18 protein-coding genes are annotated in these 19,590 nt (G+C 44.6%); 13 read left to right on the top strand and 5 right to left on the bottom strand.

Annotated elements, in window-relative coordinates:
• Positions 1-336 precede the first annotated feature (336 nt).
• The 3 genes from JGK39_RS11210 to JGK39_RS11200 are packed head-to-tail and all read left to right on the top strand — an operon-like array spanning position 337 to position 1,230.
• Positions 337-624, top strand: a complete 288-nt coding sequence (locus JGK39_RS11210) for a hypothetical protein (RefSeq protein ID WP_293249809.1) — start codon at positions 337-339, stop codon at positions 622-624.
• Entirely contained in the window at positions 572-886 is a 315-nt protein-coding gene (locus tag JGK39_RS11205; protein WP_293249812.1) for a hypothetical protein, read from the top strand. Before JGK39_RS11210 ends, JGK39_RS11205 begins: the two co-directional genes overlap by 53 nt.
• A complete protein-coding gene (locus JGK39_RS11200) occupies positions 883-1,230 on the top strand; it encodes a type II toxin-antitoxin system PemK/MazF family toxin (RefSeq protein ID WP_293249815.1) in 348 nt (115 codons plus the stop codon). Before JGK39_RS11205 ends, JGK39_RS11200 begins: the two co-directional genes overlap by 4 nt.
• A gap of 158 nt (positions 1,231-1,388) precedes the next feature.
• On the opposite strand, the gene JGK39_RS11195 is transcribed toward JGK39_RS11200, so the two are convergent.
• Entirely contained in the window at positions 1,389-3,932 is a 2,544-nt protein-coding gene (locus tag JGK39_RS11195; RefSeq protein WP_366048852.1) for a PhoD-like phosphatase, read from the bottom strand.
• Positions 3,933-4,244: 312 nt separating this feature from the next.
• On the opposite strand from JGK39_RS11195, the gene JGK39_RS11190 reads away from it, so the two are divergent.
• From JGK39_RS11190 to JGK39_RS11160, 7 genes are all read left to right on the top strand, one after another.
• Entirely contained in the window at positions 4,245-6,398 is a 2,154-nt protein-coding gene (locus tag JGK39_RS11190) for a CBS domain-containing protein (RefSeq protein WP_293249821.1), read from the top strand.
• A gap of 1,068 nt (positions 6,399-7,466) precedes the next feature.
• Positions 7,467-8,333, top strand: coding sequence for a ferredoxin:protochlorophyllide reductase (ATP-dependent) iron-sulfur ATP-binding protein (gene bchL / locus JGK39_RS11185; protein WP_293249824.1), 867 nt, complete (start codon positions 7,467-7,469; stop codon positions 8,331-8,333).
• A gap of 34 nt (positions 8,334-8,367) precedes the next feature.
• A complete protein-coding gene (locus JGK39_RS11180; RefSeq protein ID WP_293296315.1) occupies positions 8,368-9,885 on the top strand; it encodes a DUF5331 domain-containing protein in 1,518 nt (505 codons plus the stop codon).
• 381 nt (positions 9,886-10,266) lie between these two features.
• Positions 10,267-11,676, top strand: a complete 1,410-nt coding sequence (locus JGK39_RS11175; protein WP_293296316.1) for a ferredoxin:protochlorophyllide reductase (ATP-dependent) subunit N — start codon at positions 10,267-10,269, stop codon at positions 11,674-11,676.
• An 82-nt stretch (positions 11,677-11,758) separates the two neighbouring features.
• Positions 11,759-12,091 carry a hypothetical protein gene (locus tag JGK39_RS11170; protein ID WP_293296317.1) on the top strand — a complete coding sequence of 111 codons (333 nt, stop codon included), beginning with the start codon at positions 11,759-11,761 and terminating at the stop codon, positions 12,089-12,091.
• Complete coding sequence (locus JGK39_RS11165) at positions 12,060-12,308, top strand: hypothetical protein (RefSeq protein ID WP_293296319.1); 249 nt, start codon at positions 12,060-12,062, stop codon at positions 12,306-12,308. Before JGK39_RS11170 ends, JGK39_RS11165 begins: the two co-directional genes overlap by 32 nt.
• 7 nt (positions 12,309-12,315) lie before the next feature.
• Positions 12,316-12,546, top strand: coding sequence for a type II toxin-antitoxin system HicB family antitoxin (locus tag JGK39_RS11160; protein WP_293302439.1), 231 nt, complete (start codon positions 12,316-12,318; stop codon positions 12,544-12,546).
• On the opposite strand, the gene JGK39_RS11155 is transcribed toward JGK39_RS11160, so the two are convergent.
• Positions 12,536-13,720, bottom strand: a complete 1,185-nt coding sequence (locus tag JGK39_RS11155; RefSeq protein WP_293296320.1) for a DUF3800 domain-containing protein — start codon at positions 13,718-13,720, stop codon at positions 12,536-12,538. The two genes, JGK39_RS11160 and JGK39_RS11155, sit on opposite strands and share 11 nt — an antisense overlap.
• Positions 13,721-14,020: 300 nt before the next feature.
• On the opposite strand from JGK39_RS11155, the gene JGK39_RS11150 reads away from it, so the two are divergent.
• On the top strand, positions 14,021-15,079 hold the full coding sequence (locus JGK39_RS11150) for a hypothetical protein (protein ID WP_293296322.1): 1,059 nt from the start codon (positions 14,021-14,023) through the stop codon (positions 15,077-15,079).
• 144 nt (positions 15,080-15,223) lie between these two features.
• Here JGK39_RS11150 and JGK39_RS11145 read toward each other — a convergent pair whose 3' ends face one another.
• The 3 genes from JGK39_RS11145 to JGK39_RS11135 form a co-directional block, all read right to left on the bottom strand.
• Positions 15,224-16,702 (bottom strand): DUF5009 domain-containing protein, encoded by a 1,479-nt coding sequence (locus JGK39_RS11145; RefSeq protein WP_293249853.1) that lies wholly within the window; start codon positions 16,700-16,702, stop codon positions 15,224-15,226.
• Between the two features lie 149 nt (positions 16,703-16,851).
• Positions 16,852-17,733 carry a polysaccharide deacetylase family protein gene (locus JGK39_RS11140; RefSeq protein WP_293296324.1) on the bottom strand — a complete coding sequence of 294 codons (882 nt, stop codon included), beginning with the start codon at positions 17,731-17,733 and terminating at the stop codon, positions 16,852-16,854.
• Between the two features lie 7 nt (positions 17,734-17,740).
• Positions 17,741-17,986 carry a hypothetical protein gene (locus JGK39_RS11135; RefSeq protein WP_293249859.1) on the bottom strand — a complete coding sequence of 82 codons (246 nt, stop codon included), beginning with the start codon at positions 17,984-17,986 and terminating at the stop codon, positions 17,741-17,743.
• Positions 17,987-18,067: 81 nt separating this feature from the next.
• Between JGK39_RS11135 and JGK39_RS11130 the strand changes: the two genes are divergently transcribed.
• Positions 18,068-18,796 (top strand): glycosyltransferase, encoded by a 729-nt coding sequence (locus tag JGK39_RS11130; RefSeq protein WP_293296326.1) that lies wholly within the window; start codon positions 18,068-18,070, stop codon positions 18,794-18,796.
• A complete protein-coding gene (locus JGK39_RS11125) occupies positions 18,789-19,586 on the top strand; it encodes a polysaccharide deacetylase family protein (RefSeq protein ID WP_293296328.1) in 798 nt (265 codons plus the stop codon). The genes JGK39_RS11130 and JGK39_RS11125 overlap by 8 nt, the downstream gene beginning before the upstream one ends.
• Positions 19,587-19,590: the final 4 nt, after the last annotated feature.

The following is a 19,590-nucleotide window of genomic DNA, read 5'->3' as shown; positions in this document are numbered from 1 at the left end:
CGGTTTCTGGGGCCTGGCCTCCCACCAAAGAAACCGGGTTTTTGCCCGAATCTGTGGGTTGTAGCCAAGTATTTCGGAAAAAACCCGGTTTCTGGGGCCCCGCGGTCGGTTTTTTTTGTGGATGGGCGATCTGGTTTTTGGGTGGATGGGCGATCGAATTTGATTTGTTAGTCCGTTAGTTAGTCCGCGCACTCGGGGTTAGTTGGTTCGTCGCCGAGTCCGCCAGGGGTTTAAACCCCTGTCTCATAGCGAAAGTCCTCTCAAAGAGGACTGAAGAGTTAGGTGATGTACGTTCCTTTGAGGCGAATCTTCAGTCGGTTTCAACCGACTTGCGCTATGAGACGGGGGTTTGAACCCCCGGCGGACTGTGCCACAAAGCAGACAAATTTTCAGTCGGTTTCAGGGCGATCGAATTTGAGAGAAATGTGCGATCGGGTTTTTTGTGGATGGGGGCGATCGGGTTTTTTGTGGATGGGCGATGGATGGAGCCCCGCTACGCTACGGGTTTTTTGTGGATGGGCGATCGACTTTTGGGAAACGGGCGATCGGGTTTTTTGTGGATGGGCGATGGATGGAGCCCCGCTACGCTACGGGTTTTTGGGTGGATGGGCGATCGGGCTATAATACAGAAAACTTGACAACAAAAGTAAGTGTCATGAAAGAGTTAATCCAACAAGACTTAGAAAAGCTCGATCGAGAACAACTCAAACAAGTATTTGAATTTATTGCCTTTCTGAAATTCCGTGCCAGATTAGTTGCCATTCCTGCGATCGATGAAACCAACTTAGCTGCACTCTACAGCGAATTTGCCGAAGAAGACCGACAACTTGCAGAACTGGGAATCAGCGAATATGCAGAACTTCTCAAACATGAGGATTTGGCATGACAACCAGGCGAGGTGAAATCTGGATTGCCGACTTAGATCCGACACAAGGTTCCGAACAGGCTGGTGTACGTCCCACAATCGTTTTTCAGAACGATACTATTTCGAGGTACACGACTACTGTTATCAGTATTCCTCTCACAACTAATCTGCGCCGTGCCTCTCTTCCTTCCTGTGTGTTGATTCCCGGCGGTGAGGGAGAATTACCTCAAGATTCTGTTGCATTGCGCCATCAAATGCGAGTTTTGGATAAAACAAGATTGCGAAATAAAATTGGTGAACTAAATCCAGAGATACTGGTACAATTAGAAAATATCGTATTATTTACCTTGGGTTACTTACCTTAAAAAAGAGCGATGGATGGAGCCCCGCTACGCTACGACTTGGAGGCAAACGGGCGATGGATGGAGCCCCGCTACGCTACGACTCTTCAACCTGCTCCCGTCAGGTTTCGTCTGTGTAGACGCGGTTTCAACCGCCGTCTCAACCACCGACAAACACCACATCAATCAACCCTAGATTCATCCAATCCCAGCGGCACAAAATATTGACTGTAAACCACACTATCCGGTGCCCAAAGCGGCCGCCAATAAACATTCTGGATCACCGCCTTCTCCCCATCACCATCAGCCGGCCACTGAAAACTGACGATCGCCATATTGCCATAACCCACAATCTCATCACCCTCTTGCAGCCACCGATTCCGCCACAACAGCGCTATCAAATTCCACAAACGACGCAACAGTAACAACAGTTTATTTTTAGGTAATATACTTGACGACTCACCACTTTCATGCTGCAAAAACACCCGAGATTTTTGCCGCTTCATCCAATCAACTCGATAACCCCAATCAGGCAAAGATTGCCTATCCCTCACAACAGCAGCCACAGCCTTCTTCCTGCCACGTCTCGGAATCTTCACCAACGACCGCGGCTCATTCCATCCCAAACATTCGTGCGATCGCTCGGGAAACAGCGACTTAATCTTAGTATGAATTACATGAGTTGTCCACTCCTCATTAATAAAAGCACTAGCCGTTAACTGTGCCAAAACAGACAATCTTTGACTAGCAATTTTCAACTCTCCATTCACCTGAGATACAGACGACAAATGCTCAATCTCAGGGCGAGAATCGCCAAAATGACAATCAGACCAATAACTCAGCCGCACAGCAGCAGCATAGTGAATATCCCCCGTCAAAACAATCACCCGATCGCGCTGCTTAAAAAACTCCGACAACAGCTTCACAAAAGCCAACTCATGAAAATTCCAAGCATCCCCCGCATCAGTATTAAAAACCTTCCCCTGTTCCACATCCCGCCTTTGCACCGCATCAATAATCCACAAACCCACCAAATTAGTCGGCACCACAACCAGCGTCGCCTCGATCGCAAATTCCCCAGATTTATTCAGCAACTCAGTCTCCCGCAAAGGCTGCTGAATTTGCTCCTCAAAACCCTTGTGAGTCAAAAGCATTGGCGGATCGATCGCGCTTTCTGTCGGATAGCCCCGCCAAGTCCGCGTATCCAGCACAATCACCTCATGCTTAAAACTTCTCACCGTAAAATGCCAACTCAAAACCTCACTCACACCCCCGCCATCCCGATCCAAAATCAAAACATCATCATCCAACTTAAATTTCGGCAAACCTGTGTCAATATCAACCGCCGGAATCCCCAAATACGAAGCCGCCTCCTCCCAAACAGCAACATCAGTCCCCGCAGAATTCGACCACTTTTCAGTAGCCCTTAATAACTTATCTCCTACTCTTCCATCCTCGAACTGTGCGGGCGTATTTCCCCAAGCCTGAAACACAGCATAAGCCAGCAAAGCATTTTGCACCACGCGGCGGCCCAGCGGCTTACCCAGCACCCGGTAACACCACTCTCGATTCAAAAAGCAATCATCGCTAACATCATGGTCATCGCAAATCATATAAGTCGGAATATTTGCCAGCGCCCGCCTCACCCTCCACAAATTGCGACAAAAACCGTCAAGTTCAACAACTTCTCTATCCCAAACTTTTGCCTCCTTAGAATCTGGACAAATATCCTTACCCTTGGGAAAACTATCGCACCAAAGCACAGGAGACCAAACTAACAAATACATCGCGCAATATTCGCCCAAACCAAACAAGTGACTTTTAGCCTTATCCGGTTTATTCACCAACATCGCCGTAAAGCCGCCAAAATCTCTAGCAATATCGCTGCGAGTCCCCGGCTGCAACTCAATTGGTTTTTTGTATTCAGACTCAGCATCAGACGCTTTCTGAATTGGCGTCTCTCTAAAAATTTCCCTTTCAGCGCGAATTACATTTTTATTTGGCGACTTCTTAGGTATACTGGTACACAAATTCTTTTTTATTTGGGCATCATCCATCAGGGGCAGATTCTCTTCCCAGCCCAACAGTGTATCGCCAGCATCAGTCAAGGCCCACAGCATCGCATCGGCAACGTCGTCGCCGTAAATTTGGTCGCCCGTTAAAAACAGTTGGTGGGGGCGGAAATTTGCCATTCCTGCAAACTGTTCGATCGAATTATCCAAGATTGGCAGCGCATCTCTGCCGTCTCCGTGGGGCTTGCGACAAGAGCCGTGCGCTATACGCAAATAGTTTAAATCCTGCGGTGGCAGGGCAAAAGTAGGCAACCCGTGAGCGAAATAACCGATCGTCTGCGGCCCCAAAACTGACAAATCAGCAGCAGTCGGCCACAGACAAGAAAGGAGATTTTCTTTCTCATTTTCTGGGACTCCCACCGACGGCGACTCGCCACCCCCCGCAAACTCAATGTCATAAGCATAAATTTGCCCGGATGTCAAGAGATTGCTGTCGATCGGTTTAGCAGTCACCGCAACTACGTGCAGGTATTTGCCGAGCTGCACGGTAAAGTTCGCACCTTCCAGCAAGGGCATACCGACAATTTCTCCGGTGCCGCCCTGGGTCGAAAAAACCTTGAGTTCGACTTGGCGGGGTGCTTTCAGAGCCAGCCAAACTGTCACGGCCCCACTTTGGGTGCGGCGCAAAATCGGGCCCGCAAGGATGAGCGGCAAGTGATGAATTCGATGATTTAAGGGCGTCCACGACATAGGAATTAAGAATTAAAAATAAAATAAGGGGTTTTTTAGCAGTGAGATTTCAGGCGATCGAGCATCTGTGAGTCGATTTTAGATTTTAGATTTTAGATTTACTTGCAGCATTCAATCTGGGAGTTTGAACAAGAGTCTAAAATTTGGGACTCTCCACAAGGCGAGTCTCAGGGGCTTGTATCCGTTTCTCGGGGGACACCCCTTAACTAATGCTAAGTCTGCCAACCCATGTCTGCAAAATTGTAACAATTCATTAAGTAAAATTAATAATCAACCATGCTACAAGAAGAACAATTACAGCATTTCCTAGATTCAGCCCCGCAGCTAGCAATTAAACCGTCAGAACCCCCTGTAGAAGCCAACAGCCTGCCGATTTACTCGTCACCTTTAGATCGATCGATCGACCGCCATCCCCTCACAGTGGCTCCAGAAACGCCGATCGCCGAAGTATTGGCTCTCATGAACCCGATGCGCGTCTCCTGTCAGCTTTGTAGCGAAAAACAAAAGAGTCTTAAGAACACGGCCAAGCGCAGTTGTGTCATAGTCGTGGAGGACGATCGCCCGATCGGCATTTTCACAGAACGGGATATCGTCAAGCTAACTACCATCGAAGCTTGTGCGATCGGACTGACAATTGCTGACGTAATGACTCGATCGCCCATTACCCTCAAACAATCCGAGTCTCAAGATATCTTCACAGCAATGTTCACCTTGCGCCAGCACTCGATCCGGCACTTACCCGTAATCGATGAGGAATCGCGACTTCTCGGAATCATCACCCGCGAAGCCATTCACGAAGCCCTACAACCAGTGAACTTGCTAGCAAATTTGCGCTGTGCGGGAGATGTCATGACAAAAGAAGTCATTTGTGCCCCAAAGACTGCCTCAGCCCTCGAATTAGCCCAGCTCATGGTCAAAAATCGATCCCGTTGCGTCGTCATTGTCGAAGACCAAATTCAGCATCCACAGCGGATCGTACCAATAGAAAAGTATCAAATCCCGATCGGCATTGTCACCGAGCGCGACATCGTGCAGTTTCACGCCCTCGAATTAAACCTCTCGGAAATCTCAGCGGCTGATGCCATGAGTTGGCCTTTATTTTGCATATCTCCCGGCGATTCCCTCTTTTGCGCCCACCAGGAAATGCAGCGGCACTCCGTGCGCCGTTTGGTAGTAACTGGCAGTCAGGGAGAGCTTTTGGGCGTTATCTCCATGACAAGTTTGCCGCAAGTTTTTAACCAATCTGAAATGTACGGGACGATCGAGCTTTTGCAGCAAGCCGTAGACGACAGAGCCGCCCAATTGCACAAAACCAACGAACTTTTACAGCAAGAAATTTTAGAGCGGCAGCGGGCCCAAGAAGCCCTGCACCAAGCTCACGACGACTTAAAAAAACAAGTAGAAGAACGCACCGCCCAACTTTTAGAATCAAATGAATTATTGAGACGGGATATTATCAAGCGCCAGCGAGTAGAAGAAGTGCTGCGGAAAAAGCAAACCTGCTTAAAAAATCAAGCGGAGCAATTGGAGGAAACAGTGCGGAAGTTGCAGCAAACTCAAACTCAATTAGTCCACACCGAAAAAATGTCTTCTTTGGGACAAATGATTGCCGGCATTGCACACGAAATTAACAATCCGGTTAATTTTATCTACGGCAATCTTTCCCACACCAGTCATTACATTAAAGAATTGACTCAACTGTTGGAACTTTACCAGCAGCACTATCCCGAACCAGTCTCGGAAATTCGGGAAGCAGCAGCAGATATGGAAATCGATTTTTTGGTGGAAGACTTATCTAAGATCGTGTCTTCGATGCAAGTTGGCACCGATCGCATCCGCCAAATAGTCCTGTCAATGCGAAATTTTTCGCGATCGGATCAATCCAATATCAAACTCGTTGACATTCACGAAGGACTCGAAAGCACTTTGTTGATTTTGCAGCATCGGCTCAAAGCTCAAGGCGGACATCCAGGTATTCAAATTATTAAGGAATACGGCGATTTGCCACGCATCGAGTGCTGTCCCGGTCAGCTCAATCAAGTGTTTATGAATATTCTCGGCAATGGTATTGATGCTTTGGATGAAGCAATCCAGAAGGGCCAATGGGGAAAGGGAAATGGGAAAAATTCACTGCCGTCAATTGCTAGTTTTCCGACTCTTCCCGCTATTACAATTCGCACTGAAGTTGTTGCTGGCGGTTTTGTGGCGATCCGCATTTCCGACAACGGCGGGGGAATACCGGATGACATTCGCCGCCAATTATTTGACCCGTTTTTTACAACGAAACCAGTCGGGAAGGGGACGGGCTTGGGACTGTCGATTTCTTACCATTTAGTTGTGGAAAAGCACGGGGGACGACTAAACTGCGTTTCGGAAGTTGGGCTGGGTACTGAATTTGCGATCGAAATTCCGATCGTCAGAAGTCATTAGTCATCAGTCATCAGTCATCAGTCATTAGTCATCAGTCATTAGTCATTAGTCATCAGTCATCAGTCATCAGTCATTAGTCATCAGTCATCAGTCATCAGTCATTAGTCATCAGTCATTAGTCATCAGTCATCAGTCATCAGTCATTAGTCATTAGTCATTAAGCTGTTTTATATTTAAATTGTGCGTCAAAAATCAATAAAAATATTGTGGAATGGTATGCGCTCAATAAATCGGGGGAAATCACTCACTGACGAGCCTCAAACATCGTAAAATCGTTCCTAACACGGTAGTCTACCCCGATTTATTGAACGGATACGTGGGACGTTGCTCTGAGCATCGTTCCGAACATTCAATTTAAATGCAAAACAGTTTATTCATTAATCATTAAAAAATAATAAATATTCTCCAAATCTGCCCCGCGATCCCCATCGGACACTCGGAGATTCTCGCTCTCGCCGATCGCGGTTCAATTCCAAAAAATTCACAATTTTTTACATAACACCAGAAACCCGGGCAAAATCAATATCTCCCAATCTAAAATCCCAAATCCAAAACCTAAAATCGTCTAAGTTTGCCACCCCCAGGCCGAATTAATCGAACTCACTCTCCGGTTTTGCCGATCCAACAGCGCCTTAGTGCCCGTTCCAGTTACCCGCACAAGCCATCCACTGCCTGCATCCTAGCCTCAGAGCCAAAAGCCGAGATTGTTTGAGAAGTTAAATTTTGTTTTGTTTTTGTACCTCTTTATATTAAGAAAGTATTCTAAAATTTAGTAAAAATGTAAAATAATTCTAAAAATAGATTTGTAAATCCCAAAAACAGCTAAGATGCCCAAAGATGCAAAATAAACCAATTTACTAGCATTTTTATTTAGATGCCCCCTTTCTTTTCCTCGCAAGTTAGCTAATAATGCTTTCAACGAGGTAACGCACCGCCGACTCCCAAATTGACAAAAATGGCATTGCAGTAAGGGCATTGGAGTAAAGGCTATTGCATTTGGGCGATCGCAACATCAAAGCGTGAAACCCCAGCCCGATGTTTTGATAGAAACCTATAGGAGAACAAAGAGTGAAACTCGCAGTTTACGGAAAAGGTGGAATTGGCAAATCGACAACAAGCTGCAACATCTCCGTTGCCCTAGCCAAACGCGGCAAAAAAGTTTTGCAAATCGGTTGCGATCCAAAGCACGACAGCACATTTACCCTGACAGGCTTTTTAATCCCCACAATTATTGACACCCTTCAAGAAAAGGACTATCACTACGAAGACGTTTGGCCCGAAGATGTCATCTACAAAGGCTACGGCGGCGTTGACTGCGTAGAAGCAGGCGGCCCGCCCGCAGGAGCTGGTTGCGGTGGCTACGTAGTCGGAGAGACCGTTAAACTGCTCAAAGAACTAAATGCCTTCGAGGAATACGATGTCATCCTGTTCGACGTACTCGGCGACGTAGTGTGCGGCGGTTTTGCAGCCCCATTGAACTACGCCGACTACTGCATGATTGTCACCGACAACGGATTCGACGCATTATTCGCAGCCAACCGCATCGCCGCCTCAGTCCGCGAAAAAGCCCGCACTCACCCGTTGCGCCTCGCCGGTTTAATTGGCAACCGCACCTCCAAGCGCGATTTGATCGACAAGTACATCGACACCGTACCGATGCCAGTGCTGGAAGTGCTGCCGCTAATTGAAGACATCCGCGTTTCTCGCGTCAAAGGCAAAACATTGTTTGAGATGGCCGAGTCTGACCCATCCCTGAACTACGTCTGCGATTACTACCTCAACATCGCCGACCAGATTTTGGCAATGCCAGAAGGAGTAGTGCCCAACGACACGCCCGATCGCGAATTATTCTCCTTGTTGTCAGATTTTTATCTAAATCCTGTGCAACCAGTGGTCAAGAAGGAGGAAGATGAGCTAGACCTGATGATGGTTTAATAGGTCTAGCGATCAGGATGAGGATAAAGAGGTTATGGCTTTTTTTGATACTTTTTCAGTTGCTCTCAAACAGAAGTGGTTGGACTACTACCAGGCAAATCGGACTTGGCTGCTCCTGCACATGACGGCTGACAACACGGTCGCCACACCCGACGGCGGGAAAAGGCCTGTTTCTTACCTCATCCTGGGAATTGCGGCTGCCCTGGAGCCGGAACTCCAGCAATTAATGCTGCCCTTCTCAAAACTCAAGCCGGATGCAGACAGCCTGATCGAAGTCTTGGGTCTAAATTTTGACCCGGACATAGCACTGGGTATGCCTTCAAGTACCGTGCCACAAATGGCCGGTCAACCTCCAACTGCAACTGCTGCACCCGCAGCCGCTCCAACTGCAACTGCTGCACCCGCAGCCGCTCCAACTGCAACTGCTGCACCCGCAGCCGCTCCAACTGCAACTGCTGCACCCGCAGCCGCACCCGAAACGGCAACTGCTGCACCCGCAGCCGCACCCGAAACGGCAACTGCTGCAACTGCTGCACCCGAAACGGCCAAATCTAATAAATTAGGCGGTGCGGCCTTAACAGCAGCCGGAGTAGTCGCCGGAGTCGCCGGAGTCGCAGGTCTGGCTGCTGCTGCTAACGCACTGAGACCGGATGAGGAAGAAGCAGTCTCCGACTTCGACATGGACGAGGACGAGGCAGAAGCAGTCTCCGACTTCGACATGGACGAGGACGAGGCAGAATCTATCTCCGACTTCGGCATGGACGAGGATGAGGAAGAATCTGTCTCCGACTTCGACATGGACGAGGATGAGGAAGAAGAAGCCTCGGCTTTGGACGGTCTCGCTCTCGGGGACGATGAGGAAGACTCCATATCAGACTTTGATATGAGCGAGGATGAGGAAGACGGCATATCTGGCTTCGATATGGGCGAGGATGAGGAAGACGCCATATCAGACTTCGATATGGGCGACGACGAGGAAGATGAAGCGTCAGCTTTGGGCGGTCTCGACCTTGATGATGAGGAAGATGAAGCCTCGGCTTTGGGCGGTCTCGACCTTGATGACGAGGAAGATGAAGCCTCGGCTTTGGGCGGTCTCGACCTTGATGACGAGGAAGATGAAGCCTCGGCTTTGGGCGGTCTCGACCTCGATGACGAGGAAGATGAAGCCTCGGCTTTGGGCGGTCTCGACCTCGACGATGAGGAAGAAGAAGCCTCAGAATTTGGGACTTTGACCTCTGGGGATCTCGAAGCGGGAATATCCGATCCGTTTGGGGAAGAAGATGCAGAGTTTGTCGCTGAAGCAATACCCGATCCGTTTGGGGAAACGACCTCAGATGACCTAGATATGGATCTGGGCGACTTGGACGAAGACGGTCTTGACGATTTCTCTGTATCTGATGACGATGACCTCGACGATCTCGGACTTGACGATTTGGGGGAAGCAACTACCGGAGATCCTGATGAAGATGATTTAGATGCTCTAGGTCTCGGCGATTTGGATTCTGATGATGAGGATGAAGAGATTTCGGGCTTTTTGTCGGATTTTAAGTAAGGTTGTTGCGATCGCCAGCGTCTATCCCAGTCTGGAATTTTCCCGCCTATTTGTGAGTTGTGAGTTGCGAGTTGTTAAATTTTAATTAACTCAAACTCACAACCACCAAAATGGTTTTTAGCTTAGCGAGTTAAAAAACACTAAATCCCTGTTGTGAGGGATTATAAGCCCTCGCGTAGAATTTTAGAGCTTGAATTTTAGATGCTGCTGCTGCGAAAATATTCAGTTTGCTGCATCTATTTTTCAAAGGAATTACGCCAAAACCAGGTATTTCTATTATTGTTCTGCGATCGCGCGATCGCCAAATACAGCTATTTCCTCGCTAGCCTAGCCTGGGAAAGTTCAAGACGAAAAACAATTTAAATGGAGAACATTTGAAATATGACTGCAATTACGACTACCGAACCAGAAGCTTTAAACTTTGAATGCGAAACTGGTAATTATCACACATTTTGTCCGATTAGCTGCGTAGCTTGGCTTTATCAAAAAATTGAAGATAGCTTTTTCCTAGTCATCGGTACCAAAACTTGCGGCTACTTCTTGCAAAACGCCATGGGCGTGATGATTTTTGCCGAACCGCGCTATGCAATGGCTGAGTTGGAAGAAGGCGATATTTCCGCTCAATTAAACGATTTTGATGAGTTGAAGCGGCTGTGCTTGCAGATTAAGCGCGATCGCAATCCCAGCGTAATCGTCTGGATCGGCACCTGCACCACCGAAATCATCAAAATGGACTTGGAAGGCCTAGCACCCAAGCTCGAAGCCGAAATCGGCATCCCCATCGTCACAGCCCGCGCTAACGGCCTAGACTACGCTTTCACCCAAGGCGAAGATACCGTTTTAGCAGCAATGGCCGCCAAATGTCCTGACAAAGCTCCTGTTGTAGAAGCTCAGAAACAGGAAAGAAACGCCATCTCTCAACTGCTGAACTTCGGCAAGAAAAAAGAAGAAGTAGCAGCAGAAGAATCCGAATATGTCAAGCACACACCCCTGGTACTTTTCGGTTCCTTGCCCGACCCAGTTGTCACACAGCTAACCTTAGAATTGAAGAAGCAAGGAATCAAAGTTTCCGGCTGGCTGCCTTCCAAACGCTACACAGAATTGCCTGTCTTGGAAGAAGGCTATTATGTATCTGGCATGAATCCGTTCTTGTCACGCACGGCTTCTACGTTGATGCGCCGCCGTAAGTGTAAGCTAATTGGTGCTCCATTCCCGATCGGGCCAGACGGCACTCGCGCTTGGATTGAGAAGATTTGCTCAGTTTTGGGCATCGAACCCAAAGGTTTAGACGAAAGAGAAGCCCAAATCTGGGCTGGTTTAGAAGATTACCTGCAAATAATTCGCGGCAAATCAGTCTTCTTTATGGGAGACAACTTGTTAGAAATTTCTTTAGCGCGTTTCTTGATCCGCTGTGGCATGACTTGCCCGGAAATCGGCATTCCTTACATGGACAAGCGCTATCAAGCAGCCGAGTTAGCGCTGTTAGAAAAAACTTGTCACGAGATGGGAGTTCCTACACCTCGGATTGTCGAAAAACCAGACAATTACAATCAGTTGCAGCGGATTTACGAGCAGAATATTGACTTGGTAATTACTGGTATGGCTCACGCTAATCCATTGGAAGCGCGCGGGATTAATACTAAATGGTCAGTTGAGTTTACTTTCGCTCAGATTCACGGCTTTGGAAACGCGCGGGATATTTTGGAATTGGTGACTCGTCCCCTGCGCCGGAATAATTCCTTGAAGGATTTAGGCTGGGGTGATTTGGTAAAGAAAGAAGCTAAGGTTTAATTACTTTTAGCCTTGAATTAAAAACCCGGTTTCTTGGAGAAACCGGGTTTTTATTAAAAAATTACTGAAATTTTCAGATTAAATGAGTGGTATTAACCGCGAACTAACTATAGACAATAGACACATTGCCAAGCATCTCCCAGATACACTACAAATGCAAAGGTTATTGCAGCGAGGGGGAGCTGCTCATGTATTTAACAATGAAGCTACAATGATTAGGGTGGCACAAGCCATAATAGAAAATGGGGAATTCACAGGCATTATTCGCAATCACGAACGATATGGACTCTACTTTGCCAGCCCAATCGGTTATAGAATTGAGAGTGATGGCAGCAAAATTCCTTTACATTACGGTGAAATTAAAGTGATAGGAGATAAATATCATGTCATCCCCCGTACCCAACCTAGCAAATAACTGGCAGTTTACAGAAATATGGGTTGATCCTACCTCTGTTCCTCCTTATGTTTTGATGTTGCTCGGTGATGATAAAAATAATTTTTGCATTTTCGACCCGACTGAAGACTATAAGATTGTTTTTGCTTGTTCTAGCTATGAGGAAGCAAGACTTTGGCTGCTTGAAGATGAATATGAGCGGGTTGAAGGGCGACTAAATATTGAGCAAGTGGCTTAAGTTATTGATGATGAAAGTCAATTTTAAATCTCTAGATTATTACTTGGGTCTGAAATATCCTATCAGTTTTTACCCAGAATCTGAAGGTTATACAGCGATAATAAAAGACCTTCCGGGCTGTATGTCTCAGGGTGAAACTTTGTCGGAAGCGATGGAGAACATTGAGGAAGCTAGGGAATTGTGGATAGAGACTGCTTATGAGTGTGGCGATGAGATTCCTTTACCTGCTAAAAGTTAAAGTAGGGTGCGTCGCTTCGACAATTCTCGGCAATAGTAGCTATCCGATTGCTCGGATTGAGACTTAAATCATGAGTAACCGCCGATAAAAACTCTTCTATTCCATCAAGCAATGGCTGTTTGTTGATACTTTTCTCCGCCAAATATCTTAACAATATCAAATTTCTGGTGGCATCCAATGTATTTGGGTCGATGTAACTCAAATCAGGAATCACTGAGTGGCCACCCATAATACCAGGTATATGCTCTATCCAGCTCTCTGTTTTTTCGTTGTTACCTTCTCTAAAAGCACAGGCACAAGCAGCCGCAGCAACATCAGCTATTTGTATGCCAGGAAATTTATGAGATTCCACAAATTGAACTTCTTGGGATAGATTAAATGTAATGGGTTCTTCTACTCCTTGAAAAAAGTCAATATAAATCTTATCCTCTCTCCCAATCCAACCATCGAACACTTCTTTGTCTCCTTTGAGTGGTTTACTAACATCACAAAAAACTTTAAGTTGGTTAAACTCTTTTCCCCAGTCACACAGAATAGAAAACAAAGCCGAGCTCGAAAGCTCTAAAATCCACTTACCTGTATGAGTTCCTCGTAAAGAGTTTAATTCTTGATTAATAGTATCTCTATGATGAATACAGAAAGTCTTTATGTCGTCGAATGGTAAAATATCAGGTGTTTTTAAAGAATCAAAAAGATAGTTAAGTTCTGTGTCCTCCAAATCTCTCATAAGCTTCTGAAAATCGCTAAATATTTTTTCAGCATCCGCGCTCTGAGATACAAAGTATACATATAAAAGGTTGCTGATAAATCTGTGAAATTTTATCTGATAAAATAGAGAATTTTTTTGTGCTAAAGCTGGCTCAAATATATATTCATAAAATTTGCAAGATAAGTTAAATTTTTTATGATAAACAGCTACTTTTATGCGATTATTAAAATCTTTTAATACCTCAGCTATTACCTTTTTACCATTTGGAGATTTAAGAAGGTTTCGACCTTTTAATTCACCACCTTGTATCTTATATTTTTTGATTATATTATCTACATATTCGGTAGCTTCTTCATGGTCAATTGCTACACTTGCATAAGCGAAGAAACTTGACTCTTGGTCAAGAAGATTGTTACCACTAAAACCAGATTCATCGCAGTAAATTTCTTGAACAGTTGGTTTCATAGGAATTCTCTGTTTAATTTTGAGGATTATATTGCACGTCAATTTTGTAGTATAACATGAAATTACAGAACCAGACACTTCAAAAAAGAGACTTAACAACCTGTTTTGACAAAATAAAATTAACAATAAGACAGGACTTGGTATTTGATTCCGCTTAGAAAAACTGCTTGCTATAATAAGAGAGTGGGGCGATCGCCCTTTCCCCCAACCTTTGCAGAATCCCAGCCCACACCGACGTAACACAATTCAGGAAGCGCCGTCTATAATCAAAACTAGCCTCTCATCAATTGAGCAACCGCCATGAATCAGGACAAGGAAAAAATTACCTATTCACAGAAAACACAGCGCCTCAAAGTCATCACCCAGTTTATCAAAACCGTCACACCGATGATTTGGACAGTTGTAATTCTAGTAGTCATCATTCCCCTACTAGGCAACTTTCTCATATCCCAGTCGCTAACAAATACCGCAACCACAACCGTTGTAGTCTCCCCGCCCCACGACTTCAGCAAAGTCAACCAAGACATTAAAAACGCCATTCAAAAAGCCAATACAACAGCCGAGACTTTCGCATCAAAAGAATTGGACAAATGGGAAACCGAAGTAATAGCACGAGTAGACAACAGCTTCCTCGATTGGTACTTCGATTACTTCAACCAAAAAAAGATGGAGTTTACAGTACCTTTCAACTTCGTCAAATCCGCCGTACTCAACCGATTTGACATGACAGCAGCATCTCGCGCTGTTTCCGAAAAATTAACAGAAGACTTCCAAAGAGAATTTGCTAACCGCGTGCTGGTTCCCAAAAATGCTCAATTGAAATTTCAATTAATCACTCAAGATACTGCTAACTTGTACATAGCCGAAGTCAGCAAAAATGTCAAAGTAGTTCAAAACAACTATAACATCCCACAAGTACAGTGGGACAAATATCTGAACGACATTGCCACCACAATTAGCGACAAAGGAAACGTCTCAAATTTATCATTAAAAGTATTAGTTGGCGGCAGCGGTTACTTAATTGCTAAACCATTAATATTGGGAGTAGCAACCAAAGTCGGCAGCAAAGTTACAGCAAAAGTTGCCAGCAAAGCCGCCGCCAAAATAGCAACAAAAACAGGCGGTACAGTTGCAAGTCAGCTAGGAGTAGGTTTAATCGACCCGATTGTCGGTGTCGGGATTATCATGTGGGATTTGTGGGATTACAATCATACAGTCACAATAGAAAGACCAATTTTGCGCGAACACCTTGTAAGTTACTTGAAAGATGTCAAAAAATCCCTGTTAACCAATCCTGAAACTGGAATTATGGCAGCGATTTATCAATTAGAAAGTGGCATTTTAAAGTCACTTTCCTAGAAGTTACGCATGGGAGACCAAAAACCAGGTTTATGAACCCCGTGCGTAAGTCACGATCCATTCTCTCCCTCTGCGTCCTCTGTGTTCTCTGCGGTTAAATCATTCCGCTACAATAGCTGAAGATAAACTCGCCCTTTAATTAACTCACGTCCTCAAAAATAGTTTCAACCTCGTAAACACCACCACAATTAACGCCAAAATTGCCGTATATCCAAAACCCCTCAAAAAACCCATAAACGGATCGGTGGAAGTCATCTCAATAATCACCGGTTCCCATTCATTTAACACCAGAATTGGCCAGATAATATTGGCAAATCCCGCATAGCCAATCATCGGATTCACCCCGTTATCAATAAACAACTGCAAAAACCATCTCTTCTGAAAAACATCGATAATTATCGTCAATCCTATTAACAAAAAAATTGCCATTCCAGTAGTTACAAAAAAGTAACTCATCGTCGCCGAATCTTTCTTAATTCCACCCTCATAAGGCTCAAACAGCAAACCCAGAACCAGCCAATAAAACCCCCATTTGTAAAGGCGGTTCAAGACATTTTCTGTGACATTCCGAGGGTTTTTTAACAAAAGAAAACCGCACAAACACAGTACCACCGTCACTAAAGTCGCCTGCCACACCAATCTAGCTTGCAGTCCAACTAACAAAACTAAATTGATAGCAAACATCAAAATCATAATGCTAAAATAGCGCCAACTCTTCCAGCTAGCATAACTCGCCTCTTCCGGCGAACGATACTCTATCCACCTTGCAAGTAAATCTCCAACAATTGTACCGGGAATCACTACAAACAAATACTTTAAATAATCAAATTGAAACAGCCAAGGTGCAGGAGAGTACAGCCAAACAGACTTAATCCAACCAGCATCATGAGAAGACAGGCGCGCCGCCAATAGCAAGCCCAAAAATCCGACTCGCAACCACACATTTGAACGAGTAAACAGCCAAATTATCGATCCGAAAACCGCCACATTTGCCAGTACCATCAAGATAATATCATTGCGTTCAAAAGAAATCCCCCTACCATCGGGATATTTGATATGAGAGATGAAGGTAATCCCGGCACTCCAACCAGCAATTGTCATCCCTCGCCACAGCCGAGTTGACCATTTTTGGGGCCAGCGAACGTACATTAAAAATAATAGAAAAAAACCGCCCAAAGCCAACCACCACTTTTGAAGACTGGGTTCGTTAGGATTAATTGTGCCGGGGCGAATATGCTGGAGAAATATGGCAAATGATGCTAATAAAAAGCCTCTTTGCAAAATAGAGAATATTACTTTTTTTAAATCCCCTCCTTTGGCGATGCGACGCGACAAAGCTAGGGGTATGGCGGCGCCCATTGCAAACAAAAAGAAGGGGAAAACTAAGTCAACCCAGGTTAATCCTGGCAGTTGGTTATTGAAAATATGGTCTGGTGGTGGTAATTGGGCGTGATACATCCACGCTGGTAAGGTTTTGCGGGCTATTGTACCTGATAAAACCATTGCTAATACTGCTATTCCGCGCAGGGCATCCAGGGCGTCGGCGCGTTGGGAAAGGGCAGCAATTGCTAAGGGTTTTTGGTTTTTGATGCTATTTTGTGACTCTGATGTTGTGTGTTCCAATGCACTTACCAATTCTTCATTGAATAACTATAAAAGCTGTATATAGCCTTTCTCAAAGAGATGAGGTATAACTGACAGCTTCTATAACTTTTAAATTAAGAGGGCTTCAGCCCAACTACGTACCTCATCTTTCTGAGAAAGGCTATAGCTTATTTTTTGCCAATTAGTTTGTGTAGCCAGCTTCCTGATGCTAGGCTGCTGAGTCTTTCTGCGGAGTGTTTTTTGTTGACTGTTAATCTCGAAATCCGGTATTTATTGGGTGGAAAAAACCGCAATTTTAATTTGAGACTGTCGTACAAGTATCCTGATGAGAAGTATTTGACGAGGTATTTGTCAACTTCTTTGTTGACGGCGCCAAAGGGGTAGGCTATGTGAGAAGCCACGATTTGATTTGGATCTATGTCTTTGGTGCATTTTCTGAGTATAATTTGGTCTTGAGATAGTTCTCTGTCTAATGCTGTCATAGAAATTTTGGTGAGATTTTCGTGGTTCAGTCCGTGGGATTGAATATCATAAAAACCTTTTTGCATTCCGTCTCTTAAGTCTTGACAAGTTACCTTTTTTATGAGTGAGTCTTGACGACCTAAGAAGCCGGAGTTGACAAATACAACTACTTTGGTTTTTTTGCCGTATTTATTTTCGAGTCTTTCTAAAATCGGCAGTAAGTGCGTATAAATGCTTTTGTTTCCATCGTCAAAGGAAATCATAACTTTTTTGCGATCGCGATATTCACTCGGTAGGGGCTTTTTGGGATTGGCGATGAAATACTCGTAAAGTTCTTGGGTTGACAAAAACCAATAGTTCTGCCTAACTAAGTCATCTAAAAAAGGTTCCAAGTTTTGCTGGCTGTAGTCGCCGGGAAAGTCTCGCCGCTGCGGCGGTATTTCCTGGGGATTCTGAAGGTCAACTATATCGTGAAAGCCGAAAATCGGAATTTCTACTGTGATAATTTCTAGGATTGTTTGATAGGTGATGAAAGTTAGGAGGAATGCTAGTAAAAATCTAATAATACGTTTTTTTCGGGGCGTCATACCGGGTTTAAAATACTCCGGCCATTTGTTGACTAAATAATTTAGCATTGACAATTACGACTTGATGAGGTATGTGGTTCAGGTAGCAGTATGACGGTTTTTCGAGTTCAGGTGTTGGGAGTGTCTGGATTGTCGATCGCCCGTATCTTCCGCAAAGATGAGCTAGGTCAAGTCTAACATGATACAATTTATGGCGATCGCACTTTTCCCGCAGCCCCCCTTCAAACTTGACAATGTTTATTTGTTGCCACAATATTTTCCCGGTGATTTTCTTGGCTTGTGATTTCCCGCCCGAGGTGGTAGCATATTTCTGCGAAAGCGCGATCGAACAACCATGATGAAAATCGCAGTAATTCTGCCTGTTTACAACGAAACAAATTGCATAGAGCAAACCTTTGACAGAATTTTAGAATTTTCTCAAAAAAATCACGCTTACAATTTTATCATTGTTAATGACGGCTCGACCGACAATACACTGCAAATTACAGAAAATAAACTCCAAACTTTCCCCACACATCACATCAAACTAATTTCTTACAGCAACCGTCAAGGCAAAGGGTATGCCGTCAAAAAAGGATGCGAAGATGCAGACGCTGACTGCATTTGCTTCATGGATGGCGACTTAGCATACTCCCTCGAACATCTCGAACCCTTAGTAGAAAAATTAGAAAAATTTGATGTCGTAATTGGTTGCCGAAATCTCGATCGAGAAAACTTCCGAAATCTTACCTTACTCAGAAAAATAGCAGGCAAAATATTTAACTTTATTTCCAGAGTCATCCTCAATTTAAAATATAAAGATATGCAAGCAGGACTCAAAGGCTTCAAGAAAATACCAGCCCAAGAAATATTTAAAAGACAAACACTTACTGGGTTTTCGTTTGATGCAGAACTGCTTTTCTTAGCCAAAAAGAAAGGATATACAATTGGTGAGATACCCGCCAGAGTTTCACAAGAACACCTCTACAAACTTTCTCAAGTCAATATACTGAAAGATTCCCTAAAAATGCTGAGCTGCTTATTTAAGATTAGATGCAACGACCGCGCAGGCTACTATGAATAAATCAATATTGTTGAGTTTTGATATAGAAGAATTTGACATCCCCGAAGAATACGGTCAACACCTGGAAGAGGAAATTAAATTTGAAATATCTAGCCGAGGATTGTCAAATATTATAGCACTTCTCGACAGATTAGAGATTAAAGCCACATTTTTTGTGACAGCCAACTTTGCACTTCACCACCGAGACACAATTAAAGAACTCTCAAAAAAACACGAAATCGCCTCCCACGGCTTTTACCACTCTCGATTTTGCGTCGAAGATTTGCAAAAATCTAAGCTAACCCTAGAACAAATAACCAATACTCAAGTCACCGGATTCAGAATGGCAAGACTTCAGCCAGTGGACGATATAGAAATAGAGAAAGCAGGGTACGAATACAACTCGTCAATGAATCCAACCTACATCCCAGGCAGATACAATAATCTATCTAAACCCAGAACAGCATATTATACGAATAAACTGCTCAACCTTCCCATTTCAGTGACTCCTCTGATCAGATTTCCCTTATTTTGGTTGAGCTTTAAAAACTTTCCTCTGTCAATGATACAATTGGCCACCAAGCTAACGCTAGAAACAGACTCGTATCTCAACATCTATTTTCACCCGTGGGAATTCACAGATATTTCCCAGTTTAAATTACCCGGTTACGTCAAAAAAGACTCAGGTAACAAAATGGTTGACAAACTCGAAAAATACCTGACAATTCTGCAAACTCAAGGTAAATTTATTTCTATTGCCGAATTCAAACACAACTTCAGTCAACGTGAGAAAAAATATCGGGTTCAGTAAAAAC

Source organism: Microcoleus sp. PH2017_12_PCY_D_A (assembly GCF_020738565.1).
Taxonomy (GTDB): domain Bacteria; phylum Cyanobacteriota; class Cyanobacteriia; order Cyanobacteriales; family Microcoleaceae; genus Microcoleus.
This window is presented reverse-complemented; position numbering and strand designations above follow the sequence as displayed.

Coding starts and splice junctions, on each gene's coding strand:
- JGK39_RS11190 (WP_293249821.1), top strand. CDS start 4,245: ATGCTACAAGAAGAACAATTACAGCATTTCCTAGATTCAGCCCCGCAG.
- JGK39_RS11160 (WP_293302439.1), top strand. CDS start 12,316: ATGATGAAAGTCAATTTTAAATCTCTAGATTATTACTTGGGTCTGAAA.
- JGK39_RS11165 (WP_293296319.1), top strand. CDS start 12,060: ATGTCATCCCCCGTACCCAACCTAGCAAATAACTGGCAGTTTACAGAA.
- JGK39_RS11140 (WP_293296324.1), bottom strand. CDS start 17,733: ATGACGCCCCGAAAAAAACGTATTATTAGATTTTTACTAGCATTCCTC.
- JGK39_RS11170 (WP_293296317.1), top strand. CDS start 11,759: ATGAGTGGTATTAACCGCGAACTAACTATAGACAATAGACACATTGCC.
- JGK39_RS11175 (WP_293296316.1), top strand. CDS start 10,267: ATGACTGCAATTACGACTACCGAACCAGAAGCTTTAAACTTTGAATGC.
- JGK39_RS11155 (WP_293296320.1), bottom strand. CDS start 13,720: ATGAAACCAACTGTTCAAGAAATTTACTGCGATGAATCTGGTTTTAGT.
- JGK39_RS11150 (WP_293296322.1), top strand. CDS start 14,021: ATGAATCAGGACAAGGAAAAAATTACCTATTCACAGAAAACACAGCGC.
- JGK39_RS11130 (WP_293296326.1), top strand. CDS start 18,068: ATGATGAAAATCGCAGTAATTCTGCCTGTTTACAACGAAACAAATTGC.
- JGK39_RS11200 (WP_293249815.1), top strand. CDS start 883: ATGACAACCAGGCGAGGTGAAATCTGGATTGCCGACTTAGATCCGACA.
- JGK39_RS11125 (WP_293296328.1), top strand. CDS start 18,789: ATGAATAAATCAATATTGTTGAGTTTTGATATAGAAGAATTTGACATC.
- JGK39_RS11205 (WP_293249812.1), top strand. CDS start 572: ATGGAGCCCCGCTACGCTACGGGTTTTTGGGTGGATGGGCGATCGGGC.
- JGK39_RS11210 (WP_293249809.1), top strand. CDS start 337: ATGAGACGGGGGTTTGAACCCCCGGCGGACTGTGCCACAAAGCAGACA.
- JGK39_RS11180 (WP_293296315.1), top strand. CDS start 8,368: ATGGCTTTTTTTGATACTTTTTCAGTTGCTCTCAAACAGAAGTGGTTG.